The organism is Flavobacterium polysaccharolyticum, from assembly GCF_038739875.1.
In the GTDB taxonomy this organism is placed as follows: domain Bacteria; phylum Bacteroidota; class Bacteroidia; order Flavobacteriales; family Flavobacteriaceae; genus Flavobacterium; species Flavobacterium polysaccharolyticum.
In genome coordinates, this window is record NZ_JBCGDP010000014.1 from 46865 (window position 1) to 62918 (window position 16054).

12 protein-coding genes and 1 pseudogene are annotated in these 16054 nt (G+C 32.2%); 10 read left to right on the top strand and 3 right to left on the bottom strand.

Annotation, left to right across the window (positions count from 1 at the left end; all coding sequences use genetic code 11):
- Positions 1 to 115 precede the first annotated feature (115 nt).
- The 7 genes and pseudogenes from lon to WFZ86_RS14010 all read left to right on the top strand — a co-directional run.
- A complete protein-coding gene (gene lon / locus WFZ86_RS13980) occupies positions 116 to 2569 on the top strand; it encodes an endopeptidase La (protein WP_342692505.1) in 2454 nt (817 codons plus the stop codon).
- A gap of 144 nt (positions 2570 to 2713) precedes the next feature.
- Positions 2714 to 3739 carry a type IX secretion system protein PorQ gene (gene porQ, locus WFZ86_RS13985; RefSeq protein ID WP_342692506.1) on the top strand — a complete coding sequence of 342 codons (1026 nt, stop codon included), beginning with the start codon at positions 2714 to 2716 and terminating at the stop codon, positions 3737 to 3739.
- Positions 3740 to 3816: 77 nt separating this feature from the next.
- The gene (gene cmk, locus WFZ86_RS13990) at positions 3817 to 4512 is read left to right on the top strand and encodes a (d)CMP kinase (protein WP_342692507.1); all 696 of its coding nucleotides are present in this window, start codon (positions 3817 to 3819) and stop codon (positions 4510 to 4512) included.
- A gap of 69 nt (positions 4513 to 4581) precedes the next feature.
- Positions 4582 to 5943, top strand: coding sequence for a nucleoside permease (locus WFZ86_RS13995; protein ID WP_342692508.1), 1362 nt, complete (start codon positions 4582 to 4584; stop codon positions 5941 to 5943).
- Positions 5944 to 6353: 410 nt separating this feature from the next.
- A complete protein-coding gene (rpsA, locus tag WFZ86_RS14000; protein WP_342692509.1) occupies positions 6354 to 8129 on the top strand; it encodes a 30S ribosomal protein S1 in 1776 nt (591 codons plus the stop codon).
- 139 nt (positions 8130 to 8268) lie between these two features.
- Entirely contained in the window at positions 8269 to 10734 is a 2466-nt protein-coding gene (locus WFZ86_RS14005) for a DUF7619 domain-containing protein (RefSeq protein WP_342692510.1), read from the top strand.
- A 243-nt stretch (positions 10735 to 10977) separates the two neighbouring features.
- Positions 10978 to 11088: pseudogene (locus tag WFZ86_RS14010) on the top strand (fasciclin domain-containing protein); the annotation flags it as partial.
- A gap of 131 nt (positions 11089 to 11219) precedes the next feature.
- Here WFZ86_RS14010 and WFZ86_RS14015 read toward each other — a convergent pair.
- The 3 genes from WFZ86_RS14015 to WFZ86_RS14025 all read right to left on the bottom strand — a co-directional run bounded on the left by WFZ86_RS14015 (position 11220) and on the right by WFZ86_RS14025 (position 13694).
- Entirely contained in the window at positions 11220 to 11864 is a 645-nt protein-coding gene (locus tag WFZ86_RS14015) for a response regulator (protein WP_342692511.1), read from the bottom strand.
- Complete coding sequence (locus WFZ86_RS14020; RefSeq protein ID WP_315175953.1) at positions 11848 to 12516, bottom strand: sensor histidine kinase; 669 nt, start codon at positions 12514 to 12516, stop codon at positions 11848 to 11850. The genes WFZ86_RS14015 and WFZ86_RS14020 overlap by 17 nt, the downstream gene beginning before the upstream one ends.
- Positions 12517 to 13265: 749 nt before the next feature.
- Entirely contained in the window at positions 13266 to 13694 is a 429-nt protein-coding gene (locus tag WFZ86_RS14025; RefSeq protein ID WP_342692512.1) for a hypothetical protein, read from the bottom strand.
- Positions 13695 to 13966: 272 nt separating this feature from the next.
- Between WFZ86_RS14025 and WFZ86_RS14030 the strand changes: the two genes are divergently transcribed.
- From WFZ86_RS14030 to WFZ86_RS14040, 3 genes are read left to right on the top strand one after another with little or no spacing between them, the layout of a single operon-like run.
- Positions 13967 to 14845 carry a hypothetical protein gene (locus tag WFZ86_RS14030; RefSeq protein WP_342692513.1) on the top strand — a complete coding sequence of 293 codons (879 nt, stop codon included), beginning with the start codon at positions 13967 to 13969 and terminating at the stop codon, positions 14843 to 14845.
- Positions 14846 to 14863: 18 nt separating this feature from the next.
- The gene (locus tag WFZ86_RS14035) at positions 14864 to 15262 is read left to right on the top strand and encodes a hypothetical protein (protein WP_342692514.1); all 399 of its coding nucleotides are present in this window, start codon (positions 14864 to 14866) and stop codon (positions 15260 to 15262) included.
- Between the two features lie 29 nt (positions 15263 to 15291).
- Positions 15292 to 16002 carry a hypothetical protein gene (locus WFZ86_RS14040; RefSeq protein ID WP_342692515.1) on the top strand — a complete coding sequence of 237 codons (711 nt, stop codon included), beginning with the start codon at positions 15292 to 15294 and terminating at the stop codon, positions 16000 to 16002.
- Positions 16003 to 16054: the final 52 nt, after the last annotated feature.

Here is a 16054-nt window from a genome sequence, read left to right on the forward strand (position 1 = left end):
GAATTCTACTACGCTACACAGCATAAGTGTTGAATTCCAGATAAATAAAAAGTATAAATCATTAACTTTGCATCGAATGATTTTTCATTTAATGACAAAATGACTTAATAACGATATGTCAAACCACAAAATACTTACAATTGACAACTTGTCACTTCAAGAATTTGATTCCGAATCAGATTTAATTCCTCTTTTAACTCGTGAAGACGAGGAGGAAATGAATAACGAAACATTGCCCGAAACCTTACCTATTTTGCCTTTGCGCAATACGGTGTTGTTTCCTGGAGTAGTAATTCCAATTTCTGCAGGAAGAGATAAATCCATCAAATTAATCAATGATGCCAATGCTTCTGGAAAAGTAATTGGAGTAGTGGCTCAAATCAACGAAGCCGACGAAGATCCTTCCAAAAATGATATCAACAAAATAGGAACTGTAGCCAGAATTCTACGCGTCCTAAAAATGCCTGATGGTAATGTTACCGTAATTCTTCAAGGAAAAAAGCGCTTCGAAATTGATGAAGTAGTAAGTGAAGATCCTTATATTACGGCTAGCATTAAAGAAGTTTCAGAAAAAAGACCTCGAAAAAATGATACTGAATTCTCCGCAATCATTGATTCAATCAAAGAATTAGCCATTAAGATTATTCAAGAAAGTCCAAATATTCCAACCGAAGCTACTTTTGCTATCAAAAACATCGAAAGTCAATCGTTTTTGGTGAATTTTGTTTCTTCCAATATGAATCTCTCTGTAAAAGAAAAACAAGATTTATTGGCTATTAATGGATTAAAAGAGCGTGCATTAGAGACTTTGCGATTTATGAATGTCGAATTGCAAAAGTTAGAGTTGAAGAATGACATTCAATCGAAAGTTCGTTTTGACTTAGACCAACAACAAAGAGAGTATTTCTTGCACCAGCAAATGAAAACCATCCAAGAAGAATTGGGAGGTGTTTCGCAAGAGGAAGAAATGGACGAAATGAGTCAAAAGGCCAAAACCAAAAAATGGGACGAAAAAACGCAACAACACTTCGAAAAAGAGTTGTCCAAAATGCGTAGAATGAATCCTCAGGCTCCAGATTTCGGAATTCAGAGAAATTATTTGGAATTGTTTTTAGAATTGCCTTGGGGCGAATTTTCAAAAGACAATTTTGATTTAAAACATGCTCAAAAAGTATTGGATAAAGATCATTTTGGTCTAGAAGATGTCAAAAAACGAATGATTGAGCATTTAGCGGTTCTTAAACTAAGAAACGACATGAAGTCGCCAATTATTTGTTTGACAGGTCCTCCGGGTGTAGGTAAAACTTCTATTGGTCGTTCAGTTGCTGAGGCTCTGGGAAGAGAATATGTTCGTATTTCTTTGGGTGGTCTACGCGATGAAGCAGAGATTCGTGGTCACCGTAAAACCTACATTGGAGCTATGCCAGGACGAATTATTCAAAGTCTGAAAAAAGCAGGTACTTCTAATCCTGTTTTTGTATTAGATGAAATTGATAAATTATCGAGTAGTCATAACGGCGATCCTTCTTCAGCTTTATTAGAAGTATTGGATCCAGAGCAAAACAATGCTTTTTATGATAACTTCCTTGAAATGGGATATGACCTGTCTAAAGTAATGTTTATTGCTACTTCAAATACGATGTCTACGATACAGCCTGCCTTAAAAGATCGTATGGAAGTAATTAAGATGTCTGGGTATACCATTGAGGAAAAAGTTGAGATTGCAAAAAAACATTTATTCTCAAAACAATTAGAAGCTCATGGTTTGACTTCTAAAGATTTGACTATTGGTAAAAAGCAATTAGAAAAAATCATCGAAGGCTATACTAGAGAATCTGGTGTTCGTGGTTTGGAGAATAAAATAGCTCAAATCGTTCGAAATGCAGCCAAATCGGTTGCGATGGAGGAGGAGTATAATAAAAAAGTTACCGACGAGGATATCGTAAAAGTACTAGGCGTACCAAGATTAGAACGCGATAAATACGAAAGCAATGATGTGGCTGGAGTAGTTACAGGTCTGGCTTGGACAAGTGTTGGTGGTGATATTTTATTCATAGAATCATTGATTTCTCCAGGTAAAGGAAGTATGACGATTACTGGAAATTTAGGTAATGTGATGAAAGAATCAGCGACCATAGCATTAGAATACATCAAGGCAAATGCTGAGTTATTGGGCTTGAATCCTGAAATTATTTCTAAATACAATATTCACCTGCACGTTCCCGAAGGAGCCACGCCAAAAGATGGTCCAAGTGCTGGTATCGCGATGTTGACTTCTTTGGTTTCTTTGTTTACTCAAAAACGAGTGAAGAAAAACTTAGCAATGACAGGTGAAATAACTTTACGAGGTAAAGTATTGCCTGTAGGAGGAATCAAAGAAAAAATATTAGCTGCTAAAAGAGCGAATATCAAAGAAATTATTCTTTGTCACGAAAATCAAAGCGATATTGATGAAATTAAACCTGAATATTTAGAAGGGCTTACTTTTCATTATGTGAAAGAAATGAGTGAAGTTTTGGCTATTGCAATTACGAATCAAAAAGTGAAAAATGCCAAAGAGTTAAAATAAAATACACCTTTATCATTATTCCAAATTTCAGCTAGTTATTAAGGTTGGAATTTGGAATTTCTTTTTTATACGGAAAAACATATTTTTATAGGATATAATTTTATCTTCGTTTCATCGTTCTAGTTAATCAAAAAAAACACCATCTTGAGGGTATTCAAAAAGCTTTTAGTTGTACTCATAATGTTACTTTGTTTGCCTGTTTTTGGGCAAATAGGAGGAAGGTATACTTATCAGTTTTTAAATTTGGTTACTTCTCCACGTCAAGCAGCTCTTGGGGGGAAAACAGTAACAATTTATGATGAAGATGTTAATCAAGCACATTTCAATCCTGCTTCGATTAATCCAGAAATGCATAATCAATTGGCGCTGAATTACGGAAGTTATTTCGGAGAAGTGAGTTATGGTACAGCATCCTACGCATATACTTACGATCGGCACTTACAAACTTTTCAAGCGGGTATCAATTATGTCAATTACGGTAAATTTGATGGGTATGATGAAAATGGACAAGCTACCAACTCTTTTACCGGAAGTGAAGTAGCGGTTTCTTTGGGATACGCTTATAATATCCCTTTTACAAATTTACATATTGGTGGCCATGCTAAAGTGATCTCTTCTGCTTTAGAGAATTACAACTCTTTAGGAGGGGCGATAGATATTGGAGCAGTATTTATAGATGAACGCAATGATGTGAACTGGGCTTTAGTGATTAGAAATATAGGAACACAATTCACTACTTATTCAGGAGTCCGTGAAAAATTACCATTAGAGGTACTACTTGGTGTATCTCAAGAATTAGACAATGTCCCAATTCGATGGCATTTGACTTTAGAGAATTTACAACAATGGAATGTTGGTTTTTCAAATCCAGTTCGTGGAGAGACAGATATTGATGGAACCGAAACTGAGGAAAAAGTTTCTTTTGTAAATAATGCGTTACGACACGTTATTTTTGGAGTAGAATTGTTTCCTAAAAGAGCTTTTAATGTGCGATTAGGGTATAATTTCCGCCGTGGAGAAGAATTACGTGTAGTTGATAAGCGACATTTCTCTGGGATTTCTGTTGGTTTTGGTTTGAAAATGAACCGACTAAAATTCAATTATTCCTATTCTCGATATACTTTGGCAGCCAATACAAGTTTGTTTGGTTTGACGTTGAACTTGCAATAAGAGTTTGTTAACTTTGTGCTTTATTTAAAAATCAGTAATCATTTTCTGTGGAAAAGATTGCAAAAACCGACTTCATTTTGAATACTAAAATTACTATCGCTATTGACGGATTTTCGTCTACAGGTAAAAGCACTTTAGCCAAACAATTAGCCCAACAATTAGGATATATTTATGTAGATACTGGTGCCATGTATAGAGCAGTAGCTTATTTTGCTATGCAAGAAAATATTATTTCGTCTTCAGGATTTGATAAAACGGCTTTGATTGCTGCGCTACCTTCCATTCAGTTGTTGTTTCAGTTTAATGAAGTTTTGGGTTTTGCTGAAATGTATTTGAATAATGAAAATGTGGAAACCCAAATTAGAACCATTGAAGTCTCTAGTTTTGTGAGTAAAGTGGCAGAGGTTTCGGAAGTGAGAGCTAAATTAGTAGAACAACAACAAGAAATGGGTAAAAACAAAGGGATTGTTATGGATGGTCGCGATATAGGAACCGTTGTTTTTCCTGATGCTGAATTGAAAATCTTCATGACAGCAAGCGCTGCAACACGAGCACAAAGACGTTTTGCTGAGTTACAACAAAAAGGGGATAAGGTAAGTTATGAGGAGGTGCTAAAAAATGTTGAAGAACGCGATTATATTGATACTCATAGAGCGGACTCACCATTGATTATTGCCAAAGATGCCATAGAAATTGATAATTCAGATTTAGGTAAAGAAGAACAATTTAAAATTGTATTAGATTTGGTTCATGAGGTGATTAATGCCTTGTAAGTTTTGTAAATATCTTTTTAAAATAGTAGATTTACCGCTTACTTTTTTTTAATAATTCAATTCGACTGTATGGGAATTAAAATTAGATTGATCATAATGAGTTTTCTTCAATTTTTTGTTTGGGGAGCTTGGCTTATTACTATTGCCAATTTTTGGTTTGGCACAAAAAGTTGGGACGGAACACAATTTGGGTTAGTCTTCAGTACCATGGGAATTGCCTCTTTGTTTATGCCTACCCTTACAGGAATTATTGCTGATAGATGGATTAATGCTGAAAAGCTGTATGGCGTTTTGCATATTTTGTATGCTTTGGTTTTGTTCTATTTGCCACAAATTACTACTCCAGATAACTTTATTTATGTGATGCTTTTAGCAATGTGTTGTTATATGCCAACGATCGCTTTGAGTAATTCAATTTCTTACAACGCCCTAAAGTCGAATAATTGTGATGTAGTTAAAGATTTTCCACCGATTCGTGTTTTTGGAACCATTGGTTTTATTGTTGCGATGTGGATTACCAATTTAACAGGGAATAAAGCGTCGGCGTACCAGTTTTATATTGCTGGAATTGCAGCCATTGGATTAGGGTTGTATTCTTTTTCGTTGCCTAAATGTAAACCACAGAATTTAACTAAAGAAAATGCTTCGTTTATGGAGCTGATGGGATTAGAGTCATTTAAATTATTTGCGAATTATAAAATGGCTTTATTTTTTATTTTCTCCATGTTTTTGGGAGCAGCATTACAGTTGACAAATGCTTATGGTGATGTTTTTTTAGATGAGTTCAAGCACTTTCCAAAATATGCAGATTCATTTGTAGTGAAATATTCTACAATTATAATGTCTATTTCTCAAATATCTGAAACCTTATTTATTTTAGCTATTCCTTTCTTTTTGAAGCGCTTTGGTATCAAACAAGTAATGCTGATTAGTATGTTGGCTTGGGTGTTGCGTTTTGGTTTGTTTGCTTTTGGAGACCCAGTGAATGGTCTGTGGATGATTGTTTTATCTTGTGTCGTTTACGGAATGGCGTTTGATTTCTTTAATATTTCGGGTTCTTTGTTTGTGGAAACGAATACGGATTCTAAAAATCGTTCTTCTGCTCAAGGTTTGTTTATGATGATGACTAATGGAATTGGAGCTATTTTAGGAAGTTTTACTTCGGGTTGGGCTATTGATCAGTTTTTTACGAAGTCATTTAAAACTACAACTGAATTAGCTGGTTTTTTACAAACCGAAACTACGAATCCTAAAATGATGGAGTTTATAGGGGTTCAAGGGAAAAAAGTCGCTGTTGATGGCGCATTAGATTCGGTTTTATTAATGAAGGATTGGCATCAAATCTGGTTGGCTTTTGCTATTTATTCGTTGATTATTGCTGTGGCCTTTGCTTTGTTGTTCAAGCACGAGCATCATCCTAAAGAGGTGTAGAATTTTAAGCATTAGTCTTTAATTTATATAAAATAGTGAAAATCCTAACAGGTGTTGACTTGTTAGGATTTTTTATTACTAATAATCCAATTGTAACCTCATTAGCCCCGATAGCAGTGGAAATCCTTTGTGGGCTGGGGTTCAGCCTACAAAGATTGCAACGGATAGCGGGATTCCTGCTGGCAAAAATACCGATTCTTTCGCTTCTATTTGGTTTTATAGTAGCTTTTGCTGATTGTTGACTACATCTAGGGTTAAATATTTTGCCATATTGATTAATTGTTTTACTTTTGCACACCTTTTGGTGGATAAGAGTTTCCTTTAGGTATCAACTATTTATGTAAAACAACTTCTGTTTTTCTCTCGCTTTAAGAAACTCAAGAAAAACAGAATACAAATTTTTTATCAGCATGTCTGAACAATTAAAATCACAAGAAGAGTTTTTAGCAAATTTTAACTGGCATAACTTCGAAGAAGGTATCGATGCAGTAGATGAGAAAAACTTATTAGAATTCGAAGAACTAGTATCAAAAACTTTCATCGCTACAGATCAAGAAGAAGTTGTTGAAGGTGTAGTTGTTAGAATTACAGATAGAGACGTTATCGTTGATATCAATGCTAAATCGGAAGGTGTTATTTCATTAAATGAATTCCGTTACAACCCAAATTTAAAAGTAGGTGACAAAGTAGAAGTATTAATTGACATCCGTGAGGATAAAACTGGTCAATTGGTATTATCTCACAGAAAAGCTCGTACTATTAAATCATGGGATAGAGTTATTGCTGCAAACGAAACAGGTGAAATCGTTACTGGTTTTGTAAAATGCAGAACTAAAGGTGGTATGATCGTTGATGTTTTCGGAATTGAAGCATTCTTACCAGGATCTCAAATTGATGTTAAACCAATTAGAGATTACGATGTATACGTAAACAAAAACATGGAATTCAAAGTGGTAAAAATCAACCACGAATTCAAAAACGTTGTTGTATCTCACAAAGCGCTTATTGAAGCGGATATTGAAGTACAGAAAAAAGAAATCATCGGTCAATTACAAAAAGGACAAGTATTAGAAGGTGTGGTTAAAAACATTACTTCTTATGGTGTGTTCATTGACTTAGGTGGTGTTGATGGATTAATTCACATTACTGACCTTTCTTGGAGTAGAATCAACCACCCAAGTGAAGTTCTTGAATTAGACCAAAAATTAAACGTTGTAATCCTTGATTTCGATGATGAGAAAACAAGAATTCAATTAGGATTGAAACAATTAAACGCTCACCCATGGGATGCTTTAGATGCTAACTTAACTGTTGGTGACAAAGTGAAAGGTAAAGTAGTAGTTATCGCTGACTACGGTGCTTTCATTGAAGTAGCTGAAGGTGTTGAAGGTTTAATCCACGTTTCTGAAATGTCATGGTCTACTCACTTACGTTCTGCTCAAGATTTCGTAAAAGTAGGAGATATCGTTGAAGGAGTTATTTTAACTTTGGATAGAGATGATCGTAAAATGTCATTAGGTATCAAGCAATTGACTCAAGACCCATGGACTGATATCACAGCTAAATACCCAGTAGGTTCTAAACATACAGGTATCGTTAGAAACTTTACAAACTTTGGTATTTTCGTAGAATTAGAAGAAGGAATCGATGGATTAATCTATATCTCTGACCTTTCTTGGACTAAGAAAATCAAACACCCATCTGAATTTGTAAATGTTGGTGAAAAATTAGACGTAGTGGTATTAGAATTAGATGTTGACGGACGTAAATTATCTTTAGGTCACAAACAAACTACTGCTAATCCTTGGGATCAATACGAAGATTCATTTGCTGTAGGAACTATCCACAATGGTGAAATTTCTGAAATCGTTGATAAAGGAGCTACTGTAGAATTTGGAGATGATATCGTTGCTTTCATTCCTACTCGTCACCTTGAAAAAGAAGACGGTAAGAAATTGAAAAAAGGTGAATCTGCAGATTTCAAAGTAATTGAATTCAATAAAGAATTCAAAAGAGTAGTTGCTTCTCACACTGCTATCTTCCGTGAAGAAGAAGAGAAAAATGTGAAAGCTGCAACTGAAAATACTTCATCTGCTTCTACTAATGCACCAGCTGCAACTTTAGGAGATAACAATGATGTATTAGCTGCATTGAAAGCTAAAATGGAAAAATCAGAGAAAAAATAATTCTTAAGTTTTTTATAAATAGAAAGTCCCACAGTGATGTGGGACTTTTTTTTGCTTAAGGTTTTTTATTAAATAAATTTTAACAAATAAAGTTGTGTTATTGTTTTAAAAAGTTATTTTTGTGTGAAAATTTATACATATGAAGAAATTTTACTTTTGGGTTTTGATATTATTAATATGTTTTAATGGAAATGCTCAAAATGTTTTTTTTAGTTATAGTCAGGAGTTTAAGGATATATTGGTATATAAAACTTCTACAAATTCAAGTATCGCAAAAGATAAAAATGGAAAAAATATCAAGGTTGATATAAATGGTGATGGAGAGATACAGGTTACCGAGGCACTAAATGTTTATCAACTCAATATCGATGATTTGTATAAAGGAGAAATTTATTTTACCTACGGTAGAATAAATGGGATTGAATTTTTTACGAATTTAACCTATTTAAATTGTAGGGATTGTAATGTTAAGTATCTTGATGTTACGCAATTAGAAAATCTTGAAGAGTTGAATTGTGATGATAATCACATGGAGGATTTAAATGTTGCTGGATTGAAAAATCTTAAAAAGCTAAGTTGTCAAAGAACTAATTTTGATACTATTGACCTTACAGGTTTAACAAACTTAGAATATTTGAATTGTAGTCTAGGAATAAAATCTGCTTTGGATTTATCACCATGCATTAACCTAAAAGATTTTATATTAGATGGAACCGGTCTGAAGAGCTTATCCGTAGAAGGCTTGAATAAACTGGAAAGCTTTTTAATTAAAGGAACTATATTAAAGAATCTGTCCTTGAAAAACCTACCATCGTTAAAAGTATTAAATTGTGGTTCAGATGTATATGAAACTTCACCTTATTACATCTCAAAACTTGAGTTATCAGGATTAAATAATTTGGAAGAATTGAATTGTTCCTATAATGAAATTACTACTTTAGATTTATCTAGCTGTACTAAACTTAAAAAACTTAATTGTTCTCGTAATAAATTAAGTGGAGTTTTAGATGTATCGGACAAGAAATACTTAACATTATTACATTGTTGGAGCAACAATTTGACTAGTTTAATAGTAAAAAATGGCTATGAATGGAAATCACCAGATATTTTTTTCCACCTTAATCCTAATTTAAAATACATTTGTGTTGAAAATAATCAATATGATTTTTTCAAATCTAGAGTTCAGGGTAGTGAATTGCCTTTGTCTTCTGTTGAAATTAATTCCTATTGTAGTTTTAAGCCAGGTGGAACAAGTTATGAAATTAAATGTATTGCTAAGATTGATAGTGATAAAAATGGATGTGATTTACTCGATAATGTTTATCGCAACATGAAATATGATATTAAAGAAGTTAATATTACAGGAAGTGTAGTTTCTCATGTTACGGGGTTATTGAGTATTCCTTTAAAGGAAAATACTTATATTATAACTCCTGTTTTAGAAAATCCAAGCTATTTTTTAGTTTCCCCAATAAATGCTTCAGTCACATTTCCAACACAATCCAGCCCCTTTATTCAAGATTTTTGTTTTACTCCCAATGGTATCCATTCAGATTTAGAAGTTACTTTAATACCACTACATCCAGCAAGACCAGGGTTTGAATCGAAGTATAAAATTGTCTGTAAAAATAAAGGAAATACAACTGAATCAGGAAATATAAATGTAAATTTTAATGATGACCTTTTAGATTTTATTTCTTCCACTTCAGTAATTACAACTCAAACATTAAATAATTTATCATGGAATTTTAGTAATTTAAAACCATTTGAAACCCGCGAAATTACATTTACTCTAAATGTAAATTCACCAATGGAAACTCCTGCAGTAAACAACGGTGATATATTAAAATTTGTAGCAACATTAACATCGCAAGGAACAGACGAAACACCATTAGATAATACTTTTACATTAAATCAAACAGTTGTTGGATCTTATGATCCTAATGATAAAACTTGTTTGGAAGGAACTAGTATTACCCCAAACTTAATAGGCGAGTATGTACATTATATGATTCGATTTGAAAATACTGGAACTTTTTCTGCCCAAAATATTGTAGTTAAAGATATGATTGATTTGACAAAATTTGATATTTCAACTTTAATTCCAACAAGTTCGAGCCATTCTTTTGTAACTAAAATTTCAGAAGGAAACAAAGTAGAGTTTATATTCGAAAATATCAATCTTCCTTTTGATGATGCCAATAATGATGGGTATGTTGCTTTTAAAATCAAAACACTTCCAACATTAAAAGTCGGAGATTCGTTTACTAACGAGGCTAATATTTATTTTGATTATAATTTCCCGATACTTACCAATAAAGCGACATCAAAATTTGAAACAACTTTAAATATTCAGGATTTTGAGTTTTCTAATTATTTTAAAATATACCCAGTTCCAGCGGTTGATGTATTAAACATCTCAATGATTCATGATATCGAAATTCAATCCATTGCTGTTTATGATATCTTAGGACAAATGGTAATTGCATTTCCTAATATAAAAGATATCTCAAAAATTGATGTATCAAATTTAAGAACTGGAAATTATTTTTTAAAAATCAAATCAAATAAAGGAACCTCAAGTTTGAAGTTCATAAAAAAATAGTTTCTAGATTTTCTAAATATCAAAGCCTCGCAATTAGCGAGGCTTTTTTTGTTAAGCTTATTTCCTCATTGGTATTTTTCTTTTTTTTCAAAAAACGATTCTTTTAAAAGCCATGTTCCACTTTACTCCTTAAATGTCTATATAACTTAAAATATAGATATTATGAAAACTAGAAATTTTTTATTGATTGCATTTTTACAGTTGTGCTTTCAGTTACATCTTTTGCTCAAAAAGCGATAATGGTTGGGTTTATCGGATGAAAATAGAATTAAATCAAAAGTAACCATAGCTGATGTAAATCAGTCAAATGATGTTATACACGTTGTTGATACTGTAGTGTTGCCCAAACAATAATCTTTAGTTTTTTATAGTTAGTTGTTTTGTTTAGTTGTACTTTATTCAAATAAAGTGCAAAAAAATCCCAATTCGTTTTAAATGAATTGAGATTTTGTATTTAAACTTTTCGCTAAAATTTTTGATTTCTTCTATATGAAAACGATTTTATTTTTTATGGCATACAATACTAATCCAATTCTAGTTTTAATTTCTAATTTTTCAAATAGGGATTCTCTGTAGCCATCGATTGTTTTTGGGCTTAAGCACATTTCGTCGGCAATTTCCTTGTATGTTTTTTCGCTACAAGCAAGTTTAAGAAAAATAAGCTCTTTTTCTTTTAAGATGATTTTTTTGCTGTCGCTGTCAATTCGGTTAATCAAAATAGATGAAACTAACTCGGTAAAATAATAGCCTTTTTCGATTACAGCAATAATTGCTTCTTGAAAAATTTTAGGACTGGTATCTTTTAATAAGTATCCTTTGGCTCCATTGGTAATCATTTTTATTATGGTTTCATCGTCATTGTTTACTGAGAGCGCTATAACATTCAGTTTGGGTTGGTTTTCCTTTATCCATTTAATGGTGCTTAATCCATCTAAAATAGGCATATTGACATCCAAAAGAACCAAATCGACTATCGTGTCTGGGTTTTCTTGAAGATGGTTAATAAATTCTTTACCATTTTCGAAGCTGTTTACTACTTCAAAATCATTAAAACTATTTATTAAGAGTTTTAATGACTGGGAAAAGAGTAGATGATCATCTACAATAATTATTTTATTGGTAGTCTTCATGGTTTGGGATTAAAGGGTAAATTAATTTAATTGAGGTACCATTACAGCTAGAATTTATTGCTATTGACGCTCCAATAAGTTGAGCTCTTAGTTTCATGTTATGCAATCCAGATCCGGTAGATAACTCATTGGTATTATAGCCAATTCCGAAATCGGTTAAGGTTAATAGGAAATGATCTTTTGAGGTATGAATTGTGATTTCAAAGGTTTCACTATGCGAATGTTTCAAACTATTGTGAATGGCTTCTTGAAAAATTCGGTAAATAAACAATTCGTGTTCAAAATTTATTTGTGGTGAAATACCATCCCAATTCAAGATGCACTTGATTTTTTTTAATTTTTTAATTTTATCTAAATCTAATTGTATCGCTTCAATAAAATTACATTGTAAAGTATTTTCTTTATTAATTATTCTTGACAAAATTCTAATTTCATCTAATGCGTTGGCAATAATTTCTTTTAAATCATTAAGCTCTTTGGGTTTGACAATCTTTTTTTCATCATGTAGAAATAAGTTGAGTTGCATTATGGCAACCGACAAAATTTGGCCAATATTGTCATGGAGTTCTTTGCTGATTTCTGACAAGGTTTGATCTTTGATTTCTATCCTTGTTTTTACTAGTTCGGATTGAAAATAATGTTTGGACTTCATTTGTTCAATCAAAAAAGAATTTTTTTTCTTTGAAAAATAGAAGAACAAAGTCAGTAGTATTACAACTAATGTAAAGAAAACTATACTTAGTGAAATAATTAATAGTTGTATCTCTTTTCGCTCCATAAAAATCCGATGATAAAACAGCTGTTCATTAATAGATTCAATATAAACAGCACAAGACTAAATATTGATTCATCATTTTTTATTAAAAACCATTTTATAGCCAGCATAAAAGGTAGGAAAGGGACATGAAAAAGTAAAATTCCAAGAATGAACCAAAAGTAAATTGATTTCTTGAAATTGAGTATTTTTTCGGAGTTAAAGATTTCTACGAAATAACAACACGATAAGAGCAAAACAAAAACTACTCCAAGCGCAAAACTATTGGTAAACACCGTGTCGTTTTGATATTGAAAATAGTAAAGATTAAAAAAGTAGAATAAATAAAAGATGATTAAGAAGCTAATAGCTATTCTTTTGCATGCTGAATTTTGTATGAGTGCATGCAGTAATATGATGTAGGCACTAAAACTTGCGAGCATATAGAAATTAAAGACAGAAAAATTGATTAATCCTGTCCATGAAGTAAAATATTTGCCTACAAATTCTGTTAAAAACGAAAATATAATGATATACAATAAAGATTTAGCTTTATTATTGGGCAATTTATGATAGAAACGAAATCCTATTATACTTGATAATAAAGCTAAATAAATAATATAAAATCTTAAATCTTTAAACATTTATTAAATATAAGTGATTGGAGGAGGGTTACCAATTGAACCATAATTTAATGGAGCAATATTTAAGGAATCATCATTTGCAGTGGATTTTTCCATTTTGGCTATCTCAGTTGTTTTTTTAATTTTCTTTTTCCCAGTTGGAGCTAAAAATATAGTGGTCAGCCCTGCTTTTTCAGCATATGCTTTATCTTCAGGATATGCCCCAAAATGAAAGCGTATTCCATCAATTTCACCTTTTTGCTTTTTTGCTTCAGCTTTTATGTAAGCAATATAGTTCTCTAATTCCACAATAGAAAACCAAATCGCATTGGCATCTTCTTTTTTTATGGCTTCCTTGATCAAAGGATATCTGGTTTTATTATAATTTTCATTTAGCAATTTAGCAAATTCCTTTGTAATTAGTTGTCTTGGTTTTACTTGTTTTTGTTCCATAATGTTTTTTAATTAAGGTTAATTTTTTTTAAAAGGCAACGGGACAAAACTATTTTAATTAATCAGATATGACAAGGGGAAATACACCCTTTTTTATCAGTTATTTCTATTTTTTTTCATAGAGAAAAAACCGCTATCAAAAAGGGTTAAATCACTCTTTTACAAAATGATATAAAAATTCAATTTTACCAAATCAAATTAGTGCACAAATTGATAGGTGAAATCTGAAAAACCTAAAAAGAGTAAGAAACAATTATTTACAACTAGAAATTATGAGTTTATATCACGAAGTTTTTCAAGGGGAATCGTTTAGTGAACAAGATTACTTTGAAGCAGTTAGATATGTTTTAGGACCTGAATATTCAAATTTAGGCGAAAGCGAGTTAGAAAATGTCCTTTTATCAAGAGTAGATCAAATGTCAGAAAGCGAAGCTGAAGGATTTTGGTCAAGCTTAGGGAATGTGGCCAGTAGTATAGGTTCTGGAGTCTTGCGTGGTGTTTCTACCATTGCTCCAATGGCGGGTACTGCAATTGGAACTTATTTTGGAGCACCACAAATAGGAGGTGCGCTCGGAGGTTTGGTTAGTAATCTAGCAGGTTCTGGGGCTACTGCTTTGTCAAATTACAATCAACAAAATCAACAAAATCAGCAAAGACAACAACAGCCACAGCCACAAAGAAGATATTCACCACCACCACAGCGACAACATCAAAATCCGCCATCGCAATTTAGACAAACGGTTAATAATACTGGTCGTTATTTAGCGAATGCTGGAAGAGCTGCTTTGCCAGCAATCAATCAATACATTCAGGACAATCCAGTGCAATTGAATCCACAAGCGAGACAAGATATTGGTAGAATTCAAAATCTGTATGGTCAATTGGGTGGTATCATCAATAATCCACAATTTCAAGCAGGACAAGCGCAACAAAGTTTAGGAACAGCTAGTCCAAATGCACCAATTGAAAGCCACTCGTTTGCAGAATTGATTGAAAACGTGAATTATTTGACTGAAAACATTTTGTATGAATACTACAATGGTGGATTTATACCAAGTGAGGATTATTTTGTAAACGAATATGGTCAGTTAGTGGGTAGTAATGGACCAAGCAGAATCAATCGAGTACAAACATCGATTGCAAGTTTGTAAACATAAAAAAAAGATAGTATGGAAGCGTATATACAAATGTTGAAAGAGCAAAATCCAGAAATGGCAAAATATTTTGAGATGATGCAACCTATGATGGAAAAAAAAGAAACTATAGAAGAAACTCCTTTTATTGATTTAGAATTGGAAGAAAAAATTAAAAAAATGAAAAGGATAAATCAAAAGTTATTCGCCATTATAGAAGAATTAAAAGCGCAACTAAATTTTGAATTATCTCAAAACGACGACATCGCAAAAGCCATTGGTGCTTGCACTGAATGTTTTGGAGAAAATATAGATTGTACAGAATGTTTTGGTACTGGAAAACCAGGAAACAATGTGCCCGATTTTATTCTGTTCAACAAGTATGTACAACCAGCTATACTAAAATACAATAAACATTATTTCAATAAAAATTAAATACATATTAACAATTAAAAATTAAAGTTATGAGCTATTACGAAAGTTATTTAGACGAAGATTTATTAAATGAAGATTTATTAAACGAAGATTTGCTAGAAAGTTATGGGGAAAGTTTTGATGAAGCAAGACCAAACAGAAGACCATTGGCTAGAAGAATAAATCCATCAGTGAGTCCAGGCGTTAGACAACGTTCAAATTTCGGAAACAATTTGAGTGGAAATTCAGCAGATTATGCTACAAAAAGCGACTTAAAAAAATCATTAGATACCATTTCTAAAGAGGTAAACGAACTTAAAACTACCACTATTGCTACCAATAAAGCTTTAGTTTCATTAGATGCAAAACACACACAATTAGCAAAAATTGACCTTCAAAAGAACGACAATCAAACTAAAGTGTTGAAAAATATGCAGATGATGAATATGATGGGTTCATTATTAAATCAACCAAAATTGAAAGTTGAAAATCTGGAAATTATTCCAGCTGTAACAGCCGATACAGACTCCAATAGAATTGCTTCTCCAGCAAAAATTGGAATAGTTCCAGGTAAAAACCCAATTGAAGTTGATATGACTATGTCAATAATTATGTCAATGATGACTACAGCTGGAGATTCTGGTTCAGGAAAATCATCAGACAGCATGAATACTTTTTTACCAATGATGTTACTTATGAATAAAGACAATTCAAGCAACAATATCTTACCATTGGTACTTATGATGACTATGAACAAATAAAAAAATACTTGGGCAGTAAAATAATGCTGCCCAATTATTTCATTTTTTAACA

What these genes read in the sequence shown, in the direction of transcription:
- lon (WP_342692505.1), top strand. Translation starts at nt 116, where the DNA reads ATGTCAAACCACAAAATACTTACAATTGACAACTTGTCACTTCAAGAA.
- WFZ86_RS13995 (WP_342692508.1), top strand. Translation starts at nt 4,582, where the DNA reads ATGGGAATTAAAATTAGATTGATCATAATGAGTTTTCTTCAATTTTTT.
- rpsA (WP_342692509.1), top strand. Translation starts at nt 6,354, where the DNA reads ATGTCTGAACAATTAAAATCACAAGAAGAGTTTTTAGCAAATTTTAAC.
- WFZ86_RS14005 (WP_342692510.1), top strand. Translation starts at nt 8,269, where the DNA reads ATGAAGAAATTTTACTTTTGGGTTTTGATATTATTAATATGTTTTAAT.
- WFZ86_RS14015 (WP_342692511.1), bottom strand. Translation starts at nt 11,864, where the DNA reads ATGAAGACTACCAATAAAATAATTATTGTAGATGATCATCTACTCTTT.
- WFZ86_RS14020 (WP_315175953.1), bottom strand. Translation starts at nt 12,516, where the DNA reads ATGAAGTCCAAACATTATTTTCAATCCGAACTAGTAAAAACAAGGATA.
- WFZ86_RS14025 (WP_342692512.1), bottom strand. Translation starts at nt 13,694, where the DNA reads ATGGAACAAAAACAAGTAAAACCAAGACAACTAATTACAAAGGAATTT.
- WFZ86_RS14030 (WP_342692513.1), top strand. Translation starts at nt 13,967, where the DNA reads ATGAGTTTATATCACGAAGTTTTTCAAGGGGAATCGTTTAGTGAACAA.
- WFZ86_RS14035 (WP_342692514.1), top strand. Translation starts at nt 14,864, where the DNA reads ATGGAAGCGTATATACAAATGTTGAAAGAGCAAAATCCAGAAATGGCA.
- WFZ86_RS14040 (WP_342692515.1), top strand. Translation starts at nt 15,292, where the DNA reads ATGAGCTATTACGAAAGTTATTTAGACGAAGATTTATTAAATGAAGAT.